Annotated in this window: 14 protein-coding genes; 11 read left to right on the top strand and 3 right to left on the bottom strand. The window is 62.6% G+C overall.

What is annotated here, in order from left to right; all coding sequences use genetic code 11:
- The first annotated feature begins 271 nt into the window (after positions 1 to 271).
- The 6 genes from ppk1 (at position 272) to ACMGGK_RS05315 (ending at position 9,861) form a co-directional block, all read left to right on the top strand.
- On the top strand, positions 272 to 2,335 hold the full coding sequence (gene ppk1 / locus ACMGGK_RS05340) for a polyphosphate kinase 1 (protein WP_004941606.1): 2,064 nt from the start codon (positions 272 to 274) through the stop codon (positions 2,333 to 2,335).
- Between the two features lie 10 nt (positions 2,336 to 2,345).
- Complete coding sequence (gene ppx / locus ACMGGK_RS05335) at positions 2,346 to 3,896, top strand: exopolyphosphatase (protein WP_016926719.1); 1,551 nt, start codon at positions 2,346 to 2,348, stop codon at positions 3,894 to 3,896.
- Between the two features lie 181 nt (positions 3,897 to 4,077).
- Positions 4,078 to 4,260, top strand: coding sequence for a YfgG family protein (locus ACMGGK_RS05330; protein WP_049299954.1), 183 nt, complete (start codon positions 4,078 to 4,080; stop codon positions 4,258 to 4,260).
- 103 nt (positions 4,261 to 4,363) lie between these two features.
- Positions 4,364 to 5,797, top strand: a complete 1,434-nt coding sequence (mgtE, locus tag ACMGGK_RS05325; protein WP_016926718.1) for a magnesium transporter — start codon at positions 4,364 to 4,366, stop codon at positions 5,795 to 5,797.
- A gap of 185 nt (positions 5,798 to 5,982) precedes the next feature.
- Positions 5,983 to 9,312 carry a diguanylate cyclase gene (locus ACMGGK_RS05320; RefSeq protein ID WP_049299956.1) on the top strand — a complete coding sequence of 1,110 codons (3,330 nt, stop codon included), beginning with the start codon at positions 5,983 to 5,985 and terminating at the stop codon, positions 9,310 to 9,312.
- Between the two features lie 195 nt (positions 9,313 to 9,507).
- On the top strand, positions 9,508 to 9,861 hold the full coding sequence (locus tag ACMGGK_RS05315; protein ID WP_143779304.1) for a DNA-binding protein: 354 nt from the start codon (positions 9,508 to 9,510) through the stop codon (positions 9,859 to 9,861).
- Between the two features lie 8 nt (positions 9,862 to 9,869).
- Here the strand turns inward: ACMGGK_RS05315 and alkA are convergent, their stop codons facing one another.
- Complete coding sequence (gene alkA, locus ACMGGK_RS05310) at positions 9,870 to 11,360, bottom strand: DNA-3-methyladenine glycosylase 2 (protein ID WP_420276744.1); 1,491 nt, start codon at positions 11,358 to 11,360, stop codon at positions 9,870 to 9,872.
- 164 nt (positions 11,361 to 11,524) lie between these two features.
- Between alkA and yegD the strand changes: the two genes are divergently transcribed.
- Both yegD and ACMGGK_RS05300 read left to right on the top strand, forming a co-directional pair.
- Positions 11,525 to 12,877, top strand: a complete 1,353-nt coding sequence (yegD, locus tag ACMGGK_RS05305) for a molecular chaperone (protein WP_033639655.1) — start codon at positions 11,525 to 11,527, stop codon at positions 12,875 to 12,877.
- A gap of 51 nt (positions 12,878 to 12,928) precedes the next feature.
- A complete protein-coding gene (locus tag ACMGGK_RS05300) occupies positions 12,929 to 13,495 on the top strand; it encodes a GNAT family N-acetyltransferase (protein WP_151254627.1) in 567 nt (188 codons plus the stop codon).
- On the opposite strand, the gene ACMGGK_RS05295 is transcribed toward ACMGGK_RS05300, so the two are convergent.
- Together ACMGGK_RS05295 and ACMGGK_RS05290 are read right to left on the bottom strand one after the other, a co-directional pair.
- A complete protein-coding gene (locus tag ACMGGK_RS05295; RefSeq protein ID WP_016926711.1) occupies positions 13,492 to 14,109 on the bottom strand; it encodes a pyridoxamine 5'-phosphate oxidase family protein in 618 nt (205 codons plus the stop codon). The two genes, ACMGGK_RS05300 and ACMGGK_RS05295, sit on opposite strands and share 4 nt — an antisense overlap.
- A gap of 61 nt (positions 14,110 to 14,170) precedes the next feature.
- The gene (locus tag ACMGGK_RS05290; RefSeq protein WP_033632388.1) at positions 14,171 to 15,124 is read right to left on the bottom strand and encodes an aldo/keto reductase; all 954 of its coding nucleotides are present in this window, start codon (positions 15,122 to 15,124) and stop codon (positions 14,171 to 14,173) included.
- 272 nt (positions 15,125 to 15,396) lie between these two features.
- Here ACMGGK_RS05290 and ACMGGK_RS05285 point away from each other — a divergent pair, with 272 nt between their 5' ends.
- The 3 genes from ACMGGK_RS05285 to mdtC are packed head-to-tail and all read left to right on the top strand — an operon-like array spanning position 15,397 to position 22,846.
- Positions 15,397 to 16,650 carry an MdtA/MuxA family multidrug efflux RND transporter periplasmic adaptor subunit gene (locus ACMGGK_RS05285; RefSeq protein ID WP_193843015.1) on the top strand — a complete coding sequence of 418 codons (1,254 nt, stop codon included), beginning with the start codon at positions 15,397 to 15,399 and terminating at the stop codon, positions 16,648 to 16,650.
- Positions 16,650 to 19,769, top strand: a complete 3,120-nt coding sequence (locus tag ACMGGK_RS05280) for an MdtB/MuxB family multidrug efflux RND transporter permease subunit (RefSeq protein ID WP_110147268.1) — start codon at positions 16,650 to 16,652, stop codon at positions 19,767 to 19,769. The genes ACMGGK_RS05285 and ACMGGK_RS05280 overlap by 1 nt, the downstream gene beginning before the upstream one ends.
- Complete coding sequence (mdtC, locus tag ACMGGK_RS05275) at positions 19,766 to 22,846, top strand: multidrug efflux RND transporter permease subunit MdtC (RefSeq protein ID WP_016926707.1); 3,081 nt, start codon at positions 19,766 to 19,768, stop codon at positions 22,844 to 22,846. The genes ACMGGK_RS05280 and mdtC overlap by 4 nt, the downstream gene beginning before the upstream one ends.
- The last annotated feature ends 5 nt before the right edge of the window (positions 22,847 to 22,851 follow it).

Genomic DNA, 22,851 nt, shown 5'->3' with positions numbered 1-22,851 from the left:
ACAATATGAATTTGATATATTGCTGAAAAATGACCATAAATACGCTTTATAACGCCAAGAATAAGCCTGCTAACCGTCATTTCATGCTGATCGTTTCACTGCCGGGCATCCCGCCGCGGGGAAAATTTATTGCCGCCGAAAAACGCCGCGCGCCAACGCAATGGATATGTTGGACTTTCCTGTCAATCTCTCGCAATAATGATGAAGGACACTAGAGCGGCATCCGGGCGCTGCGTCCCGGATCCTATTCTAAATTTGAACTGGAGTGGCAATGGGTCAGGAAAAGCTCTACATCGAAAAAGAACTAAGCTGGTTATCCTTTAATGAGCGCGTGTTGCAGGAAGCCGCAGATAAGAGCAATCCCCTGATTGAACGTATGCGTTTTCTGGGCATTTACTCCAACAACCTCGACGAGTTCTATAAAGTCCGCTTCGCCGATCTCAAACGGCGCATCCTGATCAGCGAAGAGCAAGGCTCCGCCGGTTCCTCACGCCATCTGCTGAAAAAGATCCAGGCCAAGGTGCTGAAGACCGATCAGGAGTTCGACGGTCTGTACAACGATCTGCTGCTGGAAATGGCGCGCAACCAGATCTTCCTGATCAACGAACGCCAGGTGTCCGAGAACCAGCAAATCTGGCTGCGGCAATATTTCAAACAGCACCTGCGCCAGCACATCACGCCGATCCTGATCAACCACGACACCAACCTGGTGCAGTTCCTGAAAGACGATTACACCTATCTGGCGGTGGAGATCATCCGCGGCGCGCGCATCGACTATGCGCTGCTGGAGATCCCGTCCGACAAGGTGCCGCGCTTCGTCAATCTGCCGCCGGAAGCGCCGCGCCGCCGCAAGCCGATGATCCTGCTCGACAACATCCTGCGTTACTGCCTGGACGATATCTTCAAGGGCTTCTTCGACTACGACGCGCTCAACGCCTATTCGATGAAGATGACCCGTGACGCCGAGTACGATCTGGTCACCGAAATGGAATCCAGCCTGCTGGAACTGATGTCCTCCAGCCTGAAACAGCGCCTCACCGCCGAGCCGGTGCGCTTCGTTTATCAGCGCGACATGCCGAACGAGATGGTGGAGCTGCTGCGCGGCAAGCTGGGCATCTCCAACTACGATTCGGTGATCGCCGGCGGCCGCTATCACAACTTCAAAGACTTCATCAGCTTCCCGAACGTCGGCAAGGCCAATCTGGTCAACAAGCCGCTGCCGCGCCTGCGCCACATCTGGTTCGACGGTTTCCGCAACGGCTTCGACGCCATTCGCGAAAAGGACGTGCTGCTCTACTACCCGTACCACACCTTTGAACACGTGCTGGAGCTGCTGCGCCAGGCGTCGTTCGATCCGAGCGTGCTGGCGATCAAAATCAACATCTACCGGGTGGCGAAAGACTCGCGCATCATCGAATCGATGATCCACGCCGCGCACAACGGCAAAAAGGTCACGGTGGTGGTCGAGCTGCAGGCGCGCTTCGACGAAGAGGCCAACATTCATTGGGCGAAGCGCCTGACCGAAGCCGGCGTGCACGTGATCTTCTCGGCGCCGGGGCTGAAAATCCACGCCAAACTGTTCCTGATTTCGCGCCGTGAAGGCGATGAAATTGTGCGCTATGCTCATATCGGTACCGGCAACTTTAACGAAAAAACCGCGCGCATCTACACCGACTATTCGCTGTTGACCGCCGATTCGCGCATCACCAACGAGGTACGCCGGGTATTCAACTTTATTGAGAACCCCTACCGGCCGGTCACCTTCGACAACCTGATGGTGTCGCCGCAGAACTCGCGCCTGAAGTTGTATGAGCTGATCGACAACGAAATCGCCAACGCCCAGGCCGGGGAACAGGCCGGCATTATGTTGAAAATAAATAATCTGGTGGATAAAGGGCTGGTAGATCGGTTATATACCGCGTCCGGCGCCGGCGTGAAGATCCGCCTGCTGGTGCGGGGCATGTGTTCCCTGATTCCCAACCTGCCGGGGATCAGCGACAATATTCAGGTGATCAGCATCGTCGATCGCTTTTTGGAACACGATCGGGTTTACGTTTTCGACAACAAAGGTGACAAACGGGTGTATCTGTCCTCCGCCGACTGGATGACCCGCAACATAGATTACCGTATCGAAGTGGCGGTATCGCTGCTGGATCCGGCGCTGAAACAGCGCGTTCTGGACATTCTGGAGATCCTGTTCAGCGATACGGTCAAGGCCCGTTATGTGGATAAAGAACTGAGCAACCAGTACGTGCCGCGCGGCAACCGCCGCAAAGTGCGCGCCCAGGTGGCTATTTACGAGTATTTAAAAGCTCTGGAACAACCAGGACAGTAGGCCAGCAACTATGCCGCTAAAAAACACTGCAACGAACAAACCGCAGGAAATCGCCGCCATCGACCTCGGGTCGAACAGTTTCCACATGGTGATCGCCCGCGTCGTCAACGGCGCCTTACAGGTATTGGGCCGTTTAAAACAGCGGGTGCATCTCGCCGACGGATTGGACAGCAACAACGTACTCAGTGAAGAGGCGATAGAACGCGGCCTGGCCTGCCTGGCGCTGTTTGCCGAACGGCTGCAGGGCTTCCCGGCGGATAACGTCACCATCGTCGGGACCCACACCCTGCGTCAGGCGGTGAACGCTGAAGTGTTCCTCAAGCGCGCCGCCAAAGTGATCCCCTACCCGATCGAAATCATCGCCGGCCAGGAAGAGGCGCGTCTGATCTTCATGGGCGTGGAACACACCCAACCGGAGAAGGGCCGCAAGCTGGTGATCGACATCGGCGGCGGCTCCACCGAGCTGGTGATCGGCGAAGACTTCGAGCCGCTGCTGGCGGAAAGCCGCCGCATGGGCTGCGTCAGCTTCGCCCAGCTGTTCTTCCCGGGCGGCGAGATCAGCAAAAACAACTTCCGCCGCGCGCGGCTGGCGGCGGCGCAGAAGCTGGAAACGCTGGCCTGGCAGTACCGCATTCAGGGCTGGCAGTACGCGCTGGGCGCCTCGGGCACCATCAAGGCCGCCCACGAAGTGCTGGTGGCGATGGGCGAAAAAGACGGTCTCATCACCCTGGATCGTCTGGAAATGCTCGCCGAACAGGTGCTGCAGTTCAAAAGCTTCGGCTCGTTGAGCCTGCCGGGGCTGTCGGAGGATCGCCAATCGGTGTTCGTGCCGGGGCTGGCTATCCTGTGCGGCGTGTTCGACGCGCTGGCGATCCGCGATCTGCGCCTGTCCGACGGCGCGCTGCGCGAAGGCGTGCTGTATGAAATGGAAGGCCGCTTCCGCCACCAGGACATCCGCAGCCGCACCGCCAAAAGTCTGGCCGATCACTACAACATCGACCGCGAACAGGCCAAGCGGGTGCTGGAAACCACCGAGCTGCTCTACTCGCAGTGGATGGCGCAAAACACCAAGCTGGTGCATCCGCAGCTGGAGGCCCTGCTGAAATGGGCCGCCATGCTGCACGAGGTGGGGCTGAGCATCAACCACAGCGGCATGCACCGCCATTCGGCCTACATTCTGCAAAACTCCAACCTGCCCGGCTTCAACCAGGAACAGCAGCTGCTGCTGGCGGCGCTGGTGCGTTTCCACCGCAAAGCGATCAAGCTGGAAGAGCTGCCGCGCCTCAACCTGTTCAAAAAGAAACACTACCTGCCGCTGATCCAGCTGCTGCGTCTGAGCACCCTGCTCAACAACCAGCGCCAGTCGACCACCACGCCGGAAACGCTGCGCCTGACCACCGACGACAACCACTGGACGCTGCGCTTCCCGGCCGGCTACCTGGCGCAAAACAACCTGGTGCAGCTGGACTTCGAGCGCGAGCAGGCCTACTGGAACGACGTCGTCGGCTGGAAGCTGCTGATCGACGAAGAAGGTTCGCAAGACGAACAGCGCTCCGCCTGATCCCCCGCCCCCTGCCAGCCAGGGGGTTTTTCTTTCCGCCCCCGCTCCGCCAACCTAAACGAAACCCTAATACGGCGCGCCGCTCGCCGGAAAAAAATGGACAACTTTTGTCATCAGCGCCTAAAATCCGGTTACAAATTCTCGAGCGAATAACACAGGACACCGGCATACCGGGTGATATATGCGCAAGAAAACCACCGGACAGATGACGAAGATAGTGTTGTTTATCAGCTTTATCATTTTAGTCGGCCGACTGCTGTACGCCGCCGTGGTGGCGGTGCCTCATCATCAGGAAAAAAAGCAGGCCGCTGCGCAAAACGCCGCCGAAGTCAGCGCGCTGCAACAGGACGCCTCCTCTGAATAACCGCCGCGCCCCGTCCGTTTCATAAAAATGACTCCGGCACTCGCTATGCTCTATCTTTTAATGAGCCTGCGTCAGGAACGCCGAGCGCCCGTTAAGGAACACCATGTCAGCCGCAACCCATAACGTCAAAAAAGTCGCTGAACACCGCCAGCGCATTCTCACTCTGTTGTTGAACAATAAGGAATTGGTCGACGGCATTCTCGGCCGGCCAGGGGATGAACACGCCCTCAGCCAAAGCGAACTGCTGAACCAGACGGCGGAAATCACCGGCCTGCTGGACGACATGCACGCCGCCGACCTTGCGGACCTGCTGGAGGCGCTGCCGCAGGACGAACGTATGGCGCTGTGGCGGCTGGTGGGCAACAGCAAGCGCGGCCAGACGCTGGTGGAAGTCGCAGAACCGGTCTGGGACAGCCTGATCGAGGAAATGAGCGACAAAGACCTGCTCAAAGCGATCAAAACGCTGGACGTCGACGAACAGGCCTACCTGGCTCAATACCTGCCGCGCAACCTGATGGGCCGGTTGCTGACCTCGCTGGAGCCGGAACAGCGCGCCCAGGTGCGCGAGATGAGCCAGTACGCCAAAGACAGCGTCGGCTGGATGATGGATTTCGAACTGGTGACGGTGCGGCCGGACGTCACGCTCGGCGCGGTGCACCGTTTTTTGCGCATGCGCAAAACCATTCCCGACGCCACCGATAAACTGTTCGTCACCGATCGCAAAAACACCCTGCTGGGCGAACTGCCGCTCACCGCGGTGCTGCTGAACGACCCGGAAATCCCGGTGCGCGAAGTGATGGACAGCGATCCCGCCACCTTTCAGCCTGAGGACAAGGCCGATGAAGCGGCCGGCGCGTTCGAACGTTATGACCTGATCAGCGCCCCGGTGGTTGACGCCAAAGGTAAACTGATGGGCCGCCTGACCATCGAAGAGATCGTCGACGCCGTCAACGAAGAGAGCGACACCAACCTGCGCCGCATGGGCGGTTTAAGCCCGGAAGAAGACGTGTTCGCCCCGGTCAGCAAAGCGGTCAAAACCCGCTGGGCCTGGCTGGCGATCAACCTCTGCACCGCGTTCGTCGCCTCGCGCGTGATCGGTCTGTTCGAACACACCATTTCCCAGCTGGTGGCGCTGGCGGCGCTGATGCCGATCGTCGCCGGCATCGGCGGCAACACCGGCAACCAGACCATCACCATGATCGTGCGCGCGCTGGCGCTGCACCAGATTGAAGTCGGCAACATCTCGCGCCTGATGCTCAGAGAGCTGGGCGTCGCCATCATCAACGGCGTGGTGTGGGGCGGCATCATGGGCGTGGTCACCTGGCTGCTGTACGGCGACGCGGCGATGGGCGGCGTGATGACGTTGGCGATGCTGCTCAACCTGCTGCTGGCGGCGCTGATGGGCGTGGTGATCCCGATGACCATGCTCAAACTGGGCCGCGATCCGGCGGTCGGCTCGAGCGTGCTCATCACCGCGCTGACCGATACCGGCGGCTTTTTCATCTTCCTCGGCCTCGCCACCCTGTTCCTGCTGTAAGACGCTCAAAGCCGGCCCCGCGCCGGCTTTTTCGTCATTCTGTCGCCGGGTTTGCGCTAACGCAGTAAAGTCGGCCCTCCCGATAGGTTTTCCTCCCGCGCTGTACTACCCTTTTTCAATAAATCATCTTGATTCATCCACGTCATGAATCCAATCACAGGCAGAGGTCATCGGTAAGGATGTCTATGGATATCAGCGCGCCGAACGCGTTCGGCACACACAAAGGCGTTATGCTGACACATTCTCTGTTCGTGGCGCTGGCGACATTTTTGCTCGCCTTGCTGAGCCTGTCGTTATCCAGTGAGGCTCATCACTTCACGCCGCTGTGGTTCCCGACCGCTGCCGCGATCGCCGTGCTGTATCGTCATCCTCCGCGTCATTGGGGTTTGCCGCTGCTGGCCAGCGGCACAGGCATCGTGCTCGCCAGCTTCCTGCTGTTCGGCTTCAGCGCCATTCCGGTCAAGCTGGCCGCCATCAACCTGCTGGAAGCGGCAGTGTGCGCTCTGCTGCTGCGCCGCACGCTGCCGGCGATCGATCCGCTGAGCGATCTGGGCTGTTGGCTGCGCTTCGTGGTCTGCGCGGTGATCTTTACCCCGTTGTTCAGCGCGCTGCTGGCCGCCGGACTGACCCCCACGCCGGACCTGACGTTTTGGCAATCGTTCGGCACCTGGTTCATCTCTGAAGCGATAGGGGTGCTGTCGCTGGCGCCGCTCGGGCTCACCTATCACCGCCGTCTGTTGGCCGGGCTGAATCCGTATCCGCTGCTGTTGACCCTGATGGGCTCGCTGGCCTTCAGCTATCTGGCGCTGACGCATCTGCCCTTCCCCTTTACCTTCGTCATCCTGCCGCTGCTGTGGGCGGCTATCGCCCTGTCGCGCTTCGAAACCTTCACCGTCTGTTTCTGCACTCTCCTGCTGATCACCGTCCTGCTGTCGCTGGGCCTGCTGCGCCTTCAGTCTTCCCAGCACACTTTCCTGGGCGAACTCGGCCTCTATCTGCCGATGTTGCTGATCCTGATCCCGGCGCACGCCATGGCGATGGTGATGCACACCTTCCGGGTGGAAAAGCAACATATCGTCGAGAGCGAAAGCCGCTTTCGCAGCGCGCTGGAGTATTCCGCCATCGGCATGGCACTGGTGTCGCCGGAGGGCAAATGGCTGCAGGTTAACCAGGCGCTGTGCAAGCTGCTCGGCTATCCGCCCGAAAGACTTTATCGCCTGACCTTTCAAGAGATCACCCACCCGGACGATCTGAACGCCGACCTGACCCAACTGCACGAACTGCTCGACGGCCATATCAGCAGCTACACCATGGAGAAGCGTTATATCCGCAGCGACGGGCAGACGGTCTGGGCGCTGCTGGCGGTCTCGCTGGTGCGCGACGGCGAAGGCCGGCCGTTGTACTTCATCTCTCAGGTGGAGGACATCAGCGACCTTAAGCGCAGCGAGGCGGAGAACAACCGGTTGGTGGAGCGCATCACGCTGGCCAACCAGGTGGGCGGCGTCGGCATCTGGGAATGGGTGATGAGCCAGGAAAACTTCACCTGGGATCAGCGCATGTTCGAACTCTACGATCTCCCCCCCGACCAAACGCCGACGCTGGCGTTGTGGCGCACCCTGCTGGTGCCGGAAGATCGCGAGCGTACCGATCGCGAGCTGGCCGAGATCCTGGCGCAGCCGCGACCGTTCGTCATGGAATTTCGCATCACTACGCGCAGCGGCAAAGTGCGCCATATCCGCGGCCAGGGCAACGTGATCCTCGACGATCAGGGCCGGCCGCTGCGCCTGATCGGCACCAATATCGACATGACCGAGCTCAAGAGCCTCGCCGAGGCGCTGCACGAAGAGAAAGAGCGCCTGCACATCACCCTCGACGCCATCGGCGAAGGGGTGATCTCCACCGACAGCCACCTGCGCATCACCTTTATGAATCCGGTGGCGGAACAGATGTGCGGCTGGCCGCTCGACCTGGCGATCGGTATGCCCGTCGCCGGCGTGGTGCGCCTGACCAACGGCAAAGACGGCCCGGAAATCGAAAACCTCACGCAATACCCACGGCAATGGCCGGCGGATTATGCGCTGGTGCTGCACAGCCGCGACGGGCGTTATTTCGACGTACAGCAGTCGGTCTCACCGCTGAAAACCCTCGACGGGGAAACCATGGGTGCGGTGATGGTGCTGCAGGACGTCACCGCCTCGCGCGAACTGATGAAAAAACTCAGCTACAGCGCCTCGCACGATGCGCTGACCGGATTGCCGAACCGCACCCGCTTCGAGAAACAGCTGAAAGCGGCGATCGTCGCCGGCGGGGAACCGTCGTCGCCACATTCGCTGGTGTTCCTCGATCTGGATCGGTTCAAGGCGGTGAACGACACCGCCGGCCATGCGGCGGGCGATGCCCTGCTGCGGGACATCGCCCAGCTGATGCGGCATCAGCTGCGCCATAGCGATTGCCTGGCCCGGCTGGGCGGCGACGAGTTCGGTCTGATCCTGTACGACTGCCGGCTGGAACAGGCCAAATCGCTGGTGCAGCAAGTGGTTAATCAAATCAGCCAGCACCCGTTCTACTGGGAAGGGAAGATTTACCGCGTCGGCGCCAGCGCCGGCATCACGCGCATCAGCGCCGACGCCAAAAGCAGCGAACTGCTGGCGCAGGCCGATATCGCCTGCTACACCGCCAAGCACCAGGGGCGCGGCCAGGTTTATCTGTACGAAACGCGGCAGAAACAGCTGCTGGAGCGGCAGCACGAGGTGCTGAGCCTGCAGGAAGTGCAGACGATCATCAGCGAGGGGCAACTGCGGCTGCTGACTCACGCGGTCGCGCCGCCGGCGACGCCGCTGTCGGCCGCGTTTCACCAGGTAACACTGCAGGTGATGGCGCCGGACGACCGCCCGCTGTCGCACGAGGCGTTCATCGCCGCCGCGCAGCTGTACGGCCTGATGCCGGACATCGACCGCTGGACGGCGGCGCAACTGCTGGTGAAATATGCCGACGACATCAAACGCAAAGGGCTGTCGCTCGCGCTGCCGCTGGCCATCGACAGCCTGCTGAGCGCCGACTTCCAGCGCTACCTGACAGAAACGGTGCTCGCTTCCTCGCTGCCGCCGCAGGCGCTGCTGTTCAGCGTCGATGAGGCCGCGATACTGGAGCACGCCGCGCAGTGTCGGGCATTTCTTCGCGAACTGCAGCAGCAGGGCTGCCGGCTGATCGTCAACGGCTTCGGACATAACATCAATGCGTTCGATGAGCTCAGCGATCAGAAGATCGACATCATTCGCATCGATGAGCGCTTTATCACCAACGTGCACTGCAACCAGATGGACGAGCTGATGGTCTCGATGCTCAACGGCGCGGCGCATCGCATTAAAGCGCAGACCTTCGCCGGGCCGGCTCACCAGCCGGTGACGCTGCAGGCGCTGCGCGATATCGGCGTCGATCTGGCGGACGGCGACCAAGTGGCGCTGGAGCAGCCGCTGGCGGTGTTGCTCAGCGACGGCTATTTCGGCATCCGTTAACCTTCTCCCCCCTCTCAGGCGCCGTCTCCCGGGCGGCGCCTCGCATCTCGTTCGTTACATGATATTAACCAAGACAAGATTAGTGATATAAATAACACCTGAAGCTTAAACGATTAAGTAAGATGAAGCGCCCATGCGACTATCAGCGTTTCCGTTGATTTTCCTCGGCAGGTGATGGCTCAGGGATAAGGGACTATGGAAAAGAAATGGTTTTCCGCCAGGGAACTGATGGGTAAGGCGGGGTTGCCTTCAACTCCGCAAGGGGTCAATTTGATGGCCCGGCGTGAAGGCTGGGTCAGCCGCCGCCGCAGCGGCGTACAGGGCAAAGCGCTGGAATACCATATCGACAGTCTGCCGTTCGGCGCGCGCAGCCTGTCGGCGTTGCGCGAAACCGACCATCCGGATTACGACGTCAAACGCCAGGATCCGATACGGGTCTGGATCGAGTATTACTACCACCTGACGCCGGCCGAGCGGGAAAAGCTGCTGGCGTTCCTGATGCGCGAGGGCATGAGCCGCCTGCTGCAGCTGATCGACGCCCCTCGCTAGCTCTGCGTTCAACTCTCCCCTTCCGGCGCCCAGCCGTCGTTGTGCCACAGATGCAGCGTGGCGTAAGAACGCCACGGGCGCCAACGTTCGGCGTAGCGTTCTATCTGGCGCGGCGTCATGCCGGGAAAACGCTGTTTGATCAGATAATCGCCGGCCAGGAACACGTCCGGCCACGACCAGGCGCGCATCGCGATATAGCTGGCGGTCCAGCTGCCGATGCCCGGCAGCGCGGTCAGCGCCTTGATGCCCCGCTCGATATCCAGCACGTTGTCGAGCTGCAGCCGCCCTTCGCCCAGCGCGCGGGCGATCTCGATCAGCGCCGCCGCGCGCTTCAGCTGCACCCCGAGCGGGCGCAGTTCTTCGGGCTGCAGCTGCGCCACCCGTTCTGCGGTGGGGAAGACATGGGTGATGCCCTCATGCGGCGTCGCCAGGGCTTCCCCCCAGCGTTCAGCCATCCGCCCGGCGAAGGTCGCCGCCATTTTCACGCTGACCAACTGCCCCAGCACCGCCCGCGCCGCCTGCTCGAAACTGTTCACGCAGCCCGGCAGGCGCAGCCCCGGCGCATCGGCCGCCAGCGAGCCCAGCGCCTCATTGATGCGATCCGGCGCGGCATCCAGATCAAACAGCAGGCGCACCCGGCGCAACACCTCCGTCGTCACCAGACTGAGCGCAGGCGCGATCTCGACCCGAACCCGATTGCGCGTTTCTTCCGGCTGCACGCTGACCCAGCCGCGGTGTTCCGTGCCGCCCTGGCTGACGGCGATCGAGCGCAGGTAGCGGCGTCCGTCGACCCGCTCCACGCCCTGCACGGCGCGCGCCTGCAAGAAATTCAGCATGCGCTCCCAGTCATAGGGCGGCCGATAGCCCAGGTGAAACACCAGCCCGCTGGCGGCGGCCCGTTCACCGCGCGCGCCGCCGCTGCGCAGCGCTGACGGGATCAGGCGGTAGCGCGCCTTGAACAGCTCGTTGAAACGCCGCAGGCTGCCGAAGCCGGCGGCGAACGCCACCTCGCTGAGCGGCAGATCGGTATCCGCCAGCAGGCGCTTGGCTTGCAGCAGCCGGTGCGACTGCGCGTAATCGATCGGCGAAGCGCCAAACTGTTCGGCGAAGATGCGCCGCAGATGGCGATCGGAAATGCCCAGCCGCGCCGCCAGCGCTTCGCAACTGTGTTCGGACAGATAGCCCTGCTCGATGAGCTGCACCGCCACCTGCGCATAGCGGTTGCCCAGGTCGATCAGCGCCAGGCCGGGCGCCAGCTCCGGCCGGCATTTGAGGCAGGGGCGAAACCCCGCCAGTTCAGCCGCCGCCGCGCTCGGATAAAAGGTGCAATTTTCCCGCTTCGGCGTGCGGGCGCTGCACACCGGACGGCAATAGATACCGGTTGAAGAGACGCCGACGAAAAAGCGTCCGTCGAATTTGCGGTCACGCGCGCGCAGCGCGTCGTACAACGCTTGCTGTTGGGTATTCATGGCAACGCTCGGGTTCGGTTTTTTCTGCATTATGGGGCTCGGCTGGCGTGCTGACGTGCGGAATTCGGACATTAAGTTAAGCACGCCGCCGCCGCGCCCGCTAAATTTTTCGACACTCGCGCATTGGCGCATTGCCCGCCGGCCCCGTCTCGGGTAAAGTCGCCCCCCTTCATTGGCATGGGGACAAAAAAGAGATGTTTATTGGATTCGATTACGGGACAGCCAACTGTTCCGTTGCAGTGATGCGCGACCACGGCCCCGAGCTGTTGACGCTGGAAAACAACGCGCCCTATCTGCCTTCGATGCTGTGTGCGCCGACCCGCGAAGCGGTGAGCGAATGCCTGCACCGCCATTGGCAGATCCCAACCGGCAGCGAAGAAAACCAGCAGTTGCTGCGCCGCGCCATCAGTTACAACCGCGAAGAAGACATTCCGGTCAACGGCGACAGCGTGCTGTTCGGCCTGCAGGCGCTGGCGCACTACATGGAAGATCCGGAAGAGGTGTACTTCGTGCGCTCGCCGAAATCCTTCCTCGGCGCCAACGGCCTGAAGCCGCAGCAGATCGCGCTGTTCGAAGACCTGGTGTGCGCCATGATGTTCCACATCAAACGCCAGGCGGAAAATGTGCTGCAGACCGGCATCGATCAGGCGGTGATCGGCCGGCCGATCAACTTCCAGGGCATCGGCGGCGACGAAGCCAACCGGCAGGCGCAGGGCATTTTGCAGCGCGCCGCCGAACGCGCCGGTTTCAAGGACATTGAATTCCAGTTCGAGCCGGTGGCGGCGGGGCTGGACTTCGAGGCGACGCTGAGCGAAGAGCAAACCGTGCTGGTGGTGGACATCGGCGGCGGCACCACCGACTGCTCGGTGCTGCTGATGGGGCCGCAGTGGCGCGACCGCGCCGATCGCCAGCAGAGCCTGCTGGGCCACAGCGGCTGCCGGGTCGGCGGTAACGATCTGGACATCATGCTGGCCTTCAAACAGCTGATGCCGCTGTTCGGCCTAGGCGGCGAAACCGCGAAAGGCATCGCCCTGCCGGCGCTGCCTTACTGGAATGCGGTGGCGACCAACGACGTGCCGGCGCAAAACGATTTCTACAGCGCCGCCAACGGCCGCGTGCTGCGCGATCTGATCCTCGACGCGGCGGAGCCGGAAAAGGTCAAGCGCCTGCTGAAAGTGTACCAGCAGCGCCTGAGCTACCGATTGGTGCGGGCGGCAGAAGAGAGTAAGATCGCCCTGTCCGGCCAAACGGCCATCAGCGCGCCGCTCAATTTCGTGCAGGCCGATCTGGCGGAGAACATCAGCCAGGCTCAGCTCGCCGACGCCATCTCGCAGCCGTTGATGCGCATTCAGGAGCAGGTCAGCGCCGCGCTGGCCAGCAGCCAGACCGCGCCGCAGGTGATCTACCTGACCGGCGGCAGCGCGCGCTCACCCCTGCTGCGCGCCGCGCTGCAACAGCAGCTGCCGGGCATTCCGATCGTCGGCGGCAACGACTTCGGCTCGGTCACCGCCGGGCTGGCGCGCTGGGCGCAAACGCTGTTCCGTTGACTGCCCACGGGCGCGGCTCGCCGCGCCCTTGTTCATTGGAGGCTATGCATCATGTCTACCATCCTTACCCTCGACAGCGCCAGGCTGCGGCTGCGCCCCTGGCGTGATGACGATCTGCCGGCCTTCGCCGCGCTCAACGCCGATCCGCAGGTGATGCGCTATTTCCCGGCGCCGATGACGGCCGAGGGAAGCCGCGCGCAGGCCGAACGCATCCGCGCCTTCATGCAACAACACGGCTGGGGGCTGTGGGCGGTGGAAGTGAAAAGCGGCGCGCCCTTTATCGGTTTTGTCGGGCTGGCGCGGCCGGGCGACGACCTGCCTTGCGCCCCCTGCGTGGAGATTGGCTGGCGGTTGGCGGCGGCCCACTGGGGCAACGGCTACGCCGCTGAGGCGGCGCGCGCCGCGCTGGCGTGCGCCTTCGACACGCTGCACTTGCCGGAAGTGGTGTCCTTCACCGCCGAAGATAACCAGCCGTCGCGCCGGGTGATGACGCGCATCGGCATGCGCTTCGACGGCGAAACCTTCCTGCACCCGCGTCTGCCGGCGGGCCATCCGCTGCAACAGCACGTCTTGTACCGGCTGAACCGGCAAACGTGGCGCGAACGCCACGGCGATTAATACAGCGTATCCTTCAGCCGCTGCGGCAGCGCGCTGTCGTACTCCTCACCGTCGAAGCGCGTTTGGCTCACCGCGGCCAAAATATGGCCGGGGCTGGGCAGCGCCGAACGTTCGAGGCGGCTGCCCTCTTCCCACAATCCCGAACGCAAGATCGCCCGGCTGCACTGGAAGAACACCGCCTCCACCCGAATGCGCAGCACCGAACGCGGCAACTGGTTGCGGTGAGCGAAGCGCTGCAGCACCGCCGGCGCCACCACGATCTCCGCCCGCCCGTTAATCCGCAGCGTTTCGCCGATGCCGGGGATCAGCAACAGCAGCGCCACCCGGTTATCGTGCAGGATATTGCGCAGGCTATCGATGCGATTATTGCCGCGCCGGTCCGGCAGCAGCAGGGTTTTCTCGTCTTCGATCTGGATAAAACCGGCCGGATCGCCGCGCGGGGAGACATCCATGCCGTCCGGCCCGACGGTCGAGAGGGCGGCAAACGGCGCCGCCTCGATAAACGGACGGTACGCCGGGTGGATATAGCTGACTTCTTTAAAAACCGAGGGCGCGGCGGGTTTGCCGTAAAGCTGTTCCAGCGCCGCGAGGTCGTTGATGATATCGCCAGACATTGCAGTTTCCTGAATAAGTCATATTGACCCCTTCAGCATAGAGCAAAATCGCCGGCGGCTTTTACTCAGCGCTGGCGTGGTTCAGCGTCTGAATGTCGTCCGCATCCAGCGTCAGGCGGGTGGCGCTGACCAACTCATCCAACTGCGGCAACGAGGTGGCGCTGACGATCGGCGCGGTGATGCTCGGGCGCGCAATCAGCCAGGCCAGCGAGACCTGCGCCGGGGAGCTGCCGTGTTTGCCCGCCACCTGATCCAGCGCCGCCAGAATGCGGAAACCGCGCGGGTTCAGGTAGCGTTCGACGATGCGATCGCCGCGCTGGCTTTTGCCCTCGTCCGCTTTGCTGCGGTATTTGCCGGTCAGAAAACCACTGGCCAGCGCGAAGAAATTGATCACCCCGAGCCCGTGGCGCTGCGCCACGCCTTCCAGCTCGGCTTCATACCCTTCGCGCGCATACAGATTGTACTCCGGCTGCAGGGTTTCGTAGCGCGCCAATCCGTTGTTCTCGCTCACCCGCAGCGCTTCTTCCAAGCGATCCGCCTGATAGTTGGAGGCGCCGATCGCCCGCACCTTGCCGGCTTTGATCAGCGCATCGAACGCCGCCAGCGTCTCTTCCAGCGGCGTATCGCGGTCATCGTCGTGCGACTGGTAGAGATCGATATAATCGGTTTGCAGACGGCGCAGCGAATCTTCCACCGCCTGCTGAATATAGCGCGGCGACAGCCCCTGTTTGCCTTCGCCCATCGGTTTGCCCACCTTGGTGGCGATGATCACCTGGTCGCGCTTGCCGCTCTTCTTCAGCCATTCGCCGATGACGGTTTCCGATTCGCCGCCCCGGTTGCCCGGCGCCCAGCTGGAATAGACATCGGCGGTATCGATAAAGTTGAGCTGATTGTCCACCAGCGCATCCAGCAGACTGAACGAGGTCGCTTGATCCGCCGTCCAGCCGAACACGTTGCCGCCAAAGGTCAACGCCGGCACCTGAATGCCCGAACGGCCCAGTTGTTTCTTGCTCATCACAAAGGCTCCATGGGTTAAATGATTTGCCTGTTAATTATTAGCGCCAAATGCAGGAAATCGTTAAAACGTATTGGCTATAAGCCGGAATAAATCACTTATAAACATAGCACGCGCAAATCACCCACTTATTAAGACAATGCTGACGGTTCCTCCATATTTCCTTCATTTTTATGCCGTCTTCGCTGGCTAAACTAGTATCCTGTAAGGAGTGTCATTTTTGTGGCAATGAGTGCCCGCGCCCCTGCCTTTTGGAGAGAATTTTCACCACCATGAATGCAAAACCCCAACGTCGTTCCCTGCTGCTGCGCCTGCTGGCTGCGGCGATTGCGATCATCGTCGCCGTTCTGGCCTGGCGCCATTTCAGCGCCGTTCAACCGACCGCCGGGACGACGCCGGGCGCGCACCAGGCCGCCGGTAAAACGGGAGCGGGCCGCGCGGCGGGCGGCAGACGCGGCGCGCCGATGTCGCCGGTGCAGGCGGCGACAGCCACGCAACAAACCGTGCCGCGCTATCTTTCCGGCTTGGGCACCGCCACCGCCGCCAATACCGTGACCGTCACCAGCCGGGTCGATGGCCAACTGATGGCGATCCACTTTACCGAAGGCCAGCAGGTCAAAGCCGGCGATCTGCTGGCGGAGATCGATCCCCGGCCGTTCCAGGTGCAGCTGACCCAGGCTCAGGGGCAGTTGGCAAAAGATCAGGCCACGCTGGCCAACGCCCGGCGCGATCTGGCGCGCTATCAGCAGTTGGTGAAAACCAATCTGGTTTCCCGTCAGGAGCTGGATACGCAGGCCTCGCTGGTGCAGCAGACCGAAGGCGCGATCAAGGCCGATCAGGGCGCGGTCGACAGCGCCAAACTGCAGATCACCTACAGCCGCATCACTGCGCCAATCGACGGCCGCGTCGGCCTGAAACTGGTCGACGTCGGCAACTATGTCACCAGCGGCAGCACCACCGGTCTGGTGGTCATCACGCAGACGCACCCGATCGACGTAGTGTTCACGCTGCCTGAAGGCAACATCGCCGATCTGCTCAAGGCGCAAAAAGCCGGGCCGGTGAGCGTCGAAGCCTGGGATCGCACCAACCAGAACAAGCTGACGACCGGTTCGCTGCTGAGCCTGGACAACCAAATTGATACCGCCACCGGCACCATCAAGCTGAAAGCGCGTTTCACCAACGAAGATGACGCGCTGTTCCCCAACCAGTTCGTCAACGCGCGGCTGCAGGTGGATACCCTGCACGACGCGGTGGTGATCCCGACCGCCGCGCTGCAGATGGGCAACGAGGGCAACTTCGTCTGGACGCTCGGCGAAGACAACAAGGTCAGCAAACATCGGGTCACCGCCGGCGTGCAGGACAGCCGGCAGGTGGTGATCAGCGCCGGCCTCAACGCCGGCGATCGGGTGGTGACCGACGGCATCGATCGCCTGACCGAAGGCATGCAGGTGGAAGTGCTCGCGCCGAGCGAAGCGCCTACGGCGGCCAACCCCAAGCGCGAACCTGACGTTCAGAGGAAGTCCTGATGCAGGTGATGCCTCCCAACGCCGGCGGCGGTCCGTCCCGCCTGTTTATTCTGCGCCCGGTCGCCACCACGCTGCTGATGGTGGCGATATTGCTGGCGGGGATTATCGGCTATCGCGCGCTGCCGGTGTCCGCCCTGCCGGAGGTGGATTACCCCACCATCCAGGTGGTGACGCTATACCCCGGCGCCAGCCCGGACGTGGTGACCTCCGCCATTACCGCGCCGCTGGAACGCCAGTTCGGCCAGATGTCCGGCCTGAAGCAAATGGCGTCGCAAAGCGCCGGAGGCGCCTCGGTGGTGACGCTGCAGTTCCAGCTGGCGCTGCCGCTCGACGTCGCGGAGCAGGAAGTGCAGGCGGCGATCAACGCCGCCACCAACCTGCTGCCGAACGATCTGCCCTACCCGCCGATCTACAGCAAGGTTAACCCCGCCGATCCGCCGATCCTGACGCTGGCCGTGACCTCCACCGCCATGCCGATGACGCAGGTGGAAGACATGGTGGAAACCCGCGTGGCGCAAAAAATTTCTCAGGTGACCGGCGTCGGCCTGGTGACCCTGGCCGGCGGCCAACGCCCGGCGGTGCGCGTAAAATTGAACGCCGCGGCGGTCGCCGCCTATGGCCTGGACAGTGAAACCATCCGCGCCGCCATCAGCAACGCCAACGTCAACTCGGCGAAAGGCAGCCTTGACGGCCCGACCCGATCGGTCACCTTGTCCGCCAACGACCAAATGAAATCTGCCGACGACTATCGCCAGCTGATCGTCGCCTATCAGAACGGCGCGGCGATCCGCCTGCAGGATATCGCCACCATCGAACAAGGGGCGGAAAACACCCGGCTGGCGGCCTGGGCCAACAAGCAGCAGGCGATCGTGCTGAACATCCAACGCCAGCCCGGCGTCAACGTCATCACCACCGCCGACAGCATCCGCGAAATGCTGCCGACGCTGATTAAAAGCCTGCCCAAGTCGGTCGACGTCAAGGTGCTGACCGATCGCACCACCACCATCCGCGCCTCGGTCAGCGACGTGCAGTTCGAGCTGCTGCTGGCAGTCGCGCTGGTGGTGATGGTGATCTACGTGTTCCTGCGCAACGTGCCGGCGACCATTATCCCCAGCGTGGCGGTGCCGCTGTCGCTGGTGGGCACCTTCGCCGCCATGTACTTCCTCGGCTTCTCCATCAACAACCTGACGCTGATGGCGCTGACCATCGCCACCGGCTTCGTGGTGGACGACGCCATCGTGGTGATCGAGAACATCTCGCGCTACATCGAGAAAGGGGAAAAACCGCTCGACGCCGCGCTGAAAGGGGCCGGCGAGATCGGCTTCACCATCATCTCGCTGACCTTCTCGCTGGTGGCGGTGCTGATCCCGCTGCTGTTCATGGGCGACATCGTCGGCCGCCTGTTCCGCGAGTTCGCCGTCACGCTGGCGGTGGCGATTTTGATTTCCGCCGTGGTGTCGCTGACGCTGACGCCGATGATGTGCGCGCGCATGCTCAGCCACGAATCGCTGCGCAAGCAGAACCGTTTTTCCGCCGCCTCCGAACGCTTTTTCGAGCGGGTGATCGCGCGATACGGCCAGTGGCTGAAAACGGTGCTTAACCATCCCTGGCTGACGCTCGGCGTGGCCGTGGGCACCCTGGCGCTGACGGTATTGCTGTATCTGCTGATCCCGAAAGGTTTCTTCCCGGTGCAGGACAACGGCATCATTCAGGGCACGCTGGAAGCGCCGCAGAGCGTCTCGTTCAGCAACATGGCCGAGCGCCAGCAGCAGGTCGCAGCGCAGATCCTCAAGGATCCGGCGGTGGAAAGCCTGACCTCGTTCGTTGGCGTCGACGGCAGCAACGCCACGCTCAACAGCGGCCGGTTGCAGATCAACCTGAAGCCGCTGAGCGAACGCAGCGACCGCATTCCGGCGATCATCAGCCGCCTGCAGCAGCAAACGGCGCAGTTTCCCGGCGTGAAGCTGTACCTGCAGCCGGTGCAGGATCTGACCATCGATACCCAGGTCAGCCGCACCCAGTACCAATTCACCCTGCAGGCGATGTCGCTGGACGATCTCAGCCTGTGGGTGCCGCAGCTGATGGATGAGCTGAAACAAACCCCGCAGTTGGCGGACGTCACCAGCGACTGGCAGGATCAGGGGTTGGTGGCCTACGTCAACGTCGATCGCGATTCGGCCTCCCGCCTCGGCGTCACCATGAGCGACGTGGACAATGCGCTGTACAACGCGTTCGGCCAGCGCCTGATCTCCACCATCTACACCCAGGCCAACCAATACCGCGTGGTGCTGGAGCACGACGTCAGCGCGACACCGGGGTTGGCGGCGCTCAATGAGATCCGTCTGAGCGGCAACGATGGCGCCGTGGTGCCGCTGAGCGCCATCGCCAAAATCGAAGAGCGCTTCGGCCCGCTGTCGGTCAACCATCTCGACCAGTTCCCGTCGGCCACCGTTTCGTTCAACGTCGCCGACGGCTACTCGCTCGGCGAGGCGGTGGACGCGGTCACCCAGGCGGAAAAAAATCTCAACATGCCAAGGGACATCACTACCCAATTCCAGGGGGCGACCCTGGCCTTCCAGGCGGCGCTCGGCAGCACGCTGTGGCTGATTTTGGCGGCGGTGGTGGCGATGTACATCGTGCTGGGCGTGCTGTATGAAAGCTTCATTCATCCGGTCACCATCCTCTCCACCCTGCCGACCGCCGGGGTCGGCGCGCTGCTCGCGCTGATGATGGCCGGCAGCGAGCTGGACGTGATCGCCATCATCGGCATCATCCTGCTGATCGGCATCGTGAAGAAGAACGCCATCATGATGATCGACTTCGCGCTGGCGGCGGAACGCGAGCAGGGCTTATCGCCGCGCGACGCCATCTATCAGGCCTGCCTGCTGCGTTTCCGGCCGATCCTGATGACCACGCTGGCGGCCCTGCTCGGCGCGCTGCCGCTGATGCTGAGCACCGGCGTCGGCGCGGAGCTGCGGCATCCGCTCGGCGTCTGTATGGTCGGCGGTTTGATCATGAGCCAGATCCTGACGCTGTTCACCACGCCGGTGATCTACCTGCTGTTTGACAAACTGGCGCGCAACACGCATCGCCAGCCGGATACGCAGGAGTTGCCGTGAGATTCTTCGCCCTGTTCATTCACCGGCCGGTGGCCACCACCCTGCTGACGCTGGCCATCGCCATCAGCGGCGCGATCGGCTTTCGCCTGTTGCCGGTATCGCCACTGCCGCAGGTGGATTTTCCGGTGATTTCGATCAGCGCGTCGCTGCCGGGCGCCTCGCCGGAAACCATGGCGTCTTCGGTGGCGACGCCGCTGGAGCGCGCGCTGGGCCGCATCGCCGGGGTTAACGAAATGACGTCGATGAGCTCGCTCGGCAGTACCCGGGTCATTTTGCAGTTCGATCTCGATCGCGACATCAACGGCGCCGCGCGCGACGTGCAGGCGGCGATTAACGCCGCGCAAAGCCTGCTGCCGACCGGCATGCCGAGCCGCCCCAGCTACCGCAAGGTCAACCCTTCCGACGCGCCGATCATGATCCTGACGCTGACCTCGGACACCTACAGCCAGGGGCAACTTTACGATTTCGCCTCCACCCAGCTGGCGCAGAAGATCAGCCAGACTGAGGGCGTCGGCGACGTTTCCGTCGGCGGCAGCTCGCTGCCGGCGGTGCGGGTGGAGCTGAACCCTTCGGCGCTGTTCAATCAGGGCGTGTCGCTGGACACCGTACGGCAGGCCATCGCCAACGCCAACGTGCGCCGCCCGCAGGGCGCCGTGGAAAACCCGCAGCAGCGCTGGCAGATCCAGGCCAATGACGCGCTGAAAACCGCCGACGCCTACCGCCCGCTGATCGTTCATTACAACAACGGCTCGGCGGTGCGTTTAGCCGACGTGGCCGAGGTCAAAGACTCGGTGCAAGACGTGCGCAACGCCGGGATGACCGACGCCAAACCGGCGATCATTCTGGCCATCAGCCGCGCTCCGGACGCCAACATCATCGAAACCGTCGATCGCATTCGCGCCGAGCTGCCCGCCCTGCAGGAGAATATCCCGGCCTCGATTCAACTCAACGTCGCGCAGGATCGTTCGCCGACCATCCGCGCGTCGCTGGCCGAGGTGGAACAGTCGCTGGCGATCGCCATCGGGCTGGTGATCCTGGTGGTGTTCATCTTCCTGCGCTCCGGGCGCGCCACGCTGATCCCGGCGGTCGCCGTACCGGTATCGCTGATCGGCTCGTTCGCCGCCATGTATCTGTGCGGGTTCAGCCTCAACAACCTGTCGCTGATGGCGCTGACCATCGCCACCGGCTTTGTGGTGGACGACGCCATCGTAGTGCTGGAAAACATTTCCCGCCACGTCGAGGCCGGCATGAAACCGATCAACGCCGCGCTGCTGGGCGCGCGGGAGGTCGGTTTCACCGTGCTGTCGATGAGCGTTTCGCTGGTGGCGGTGTTTATCCCGCTGCTGCTGATGGAAGGCCTGCCCGGCCGGCTATTCCGCGAGTTCGCCGTCACCCTGTCGGTGTCGATCGGGCTGTCGCTGATCGTCTCGCTGACGCTCACGCCGATGATGTGCGCCTACCTGTTGCGCCACCAGCCGCCGCGTTCGCAGCGGCGGGCGCGCGGCTTCGGCAAAATGCTGCTGGCGCTGCAGCAGGGCTACGGGCGCTCGCTGAACTGGGTGCTCGGCCACTCTCGCTGGGTGCTGGCGGTGTTCCTCGCCACCGTTGCGCTCAACGTCTGGCTGTATATCAGCATCCCGAAAACCTTCTTCCCGGAACAGGATACCGGGCGTCTGATGGGCTTTATTCAGGCCGACCAAAGCATTTCGTTCCAGGCAATGCGCGGCAAACTGGAAGACTTCATGAAAATCGTGCGCGAAGATCCGGACGTGGAAAACGTCACCGGTTTTACCGGCGGTTCGCGCACCAACAGCGGTTCGATGTTCATCTCACTGAAACCCCTGTCGGTACGCAGCGACGACGCGCAGAAAGTGATCGCCCGCCTGCGCGCCCGCCTGGCCAAAGAACCGGGCGCCAGCCTGTTTTTGATGGCGGTGCAGGATATCCGCGTCGGCGGCCGGCAGGCCAACGCCAGCTACCAATATACGTTGCTGGCGGACGATCTCGCCGCGCTGCGCGAATGGGAGCCGAAGATCCGCACCGCGCTGGCCGCATTGCCCGAGCTGGCGGACGTCAACTCGGATCAGCAGGATAAAGGCTCGGAGATGGATCTGGTCTACGATCGCGAAACCATGGCGCGCCTCGGCATTTCGGTGTCCGACGCCAACAACCTGTTGAACAACGCCTTCGGCCAGCGACAGATTTCGACCATCTACCAACCGCTCAACCAATATAAAGTCGTGATGGAAGTGGCGCCGCCCTACACCCAGGACGTGAGCTCGCTGGACAAAATGTTCATCATCAACAACGAAGGCAAAGCGATACCGCTCTCCTACTTCGCCAGTTGGCGGCCGGCCAACGCGCCGCTGTCGGTCAACCATCAGGGGCTGTCCGCCGCCTCGACCGTCTCCTTTAACCTGCCGGACGGCGGCAGCCTGTCGGACGCCACCGCGGCGATAGAGCGCACCATGACTCAGCTCGGCGTGCCGTCCACGGTGCGCGGCGCGTTCGCCGGCACCGCCCAGGTGTTCCAGGACACCCTGAAGTCGCAGCTGATCCTGATCCTGGCGGCGATCGCCACGGTGTATATCGTGCTCGGCGTGCTGTATGAGAGCTATATCCATCCGCTGACCATCCTTTCCACGCTGCCTTCCGCCGGCGTGGGGGCGCTGCTGGCGCTTGAGCTGTTCGGCGCGCCGTTCAGCCTGATCGCGCTGATCGGCATCATGCTGTTGATCGGCATCGTGAAGAAAAATGCCATCATGATGGTCGACTTCGCGCTCGAAGCGCAGCGCAACGGCGGCATCAGCGCCCGCGAGGCGATTTTCCAGGCCAGCCTGCTGCGTTTCCGGCCGATCATGATGACCACGCTGGCGGCGTTGTTCGGTGCGCTGCCGTTGGTGCTGACCAGCGGCGACGGCGCGGAGCTGCGCCAGCCGCTCGGCATCACCATCGCCGGCGGCCTGGTGATGAGCCAGCTGCTGACGCTGTACACCACCCCGGTGGTCTACCTTTACTTCGACCGGCTGCAGGCGAAGTTCCGCCGCAACAAGCAACTGGCTCCGCTGCCCCATTAATGGCC

The organism is Serratia sp. BNK-33-b (assembly GCF_048684565.1).
Lineage (GTDB): Bacteria > Pseudomonadota > Gammaproteobacteria > Enterobacterales > Enterobacteriaceae > Serratia > Serratia marcescens.
This window is presented reverse-complemented; position numbering and strand designations above follow the sequence as displayed.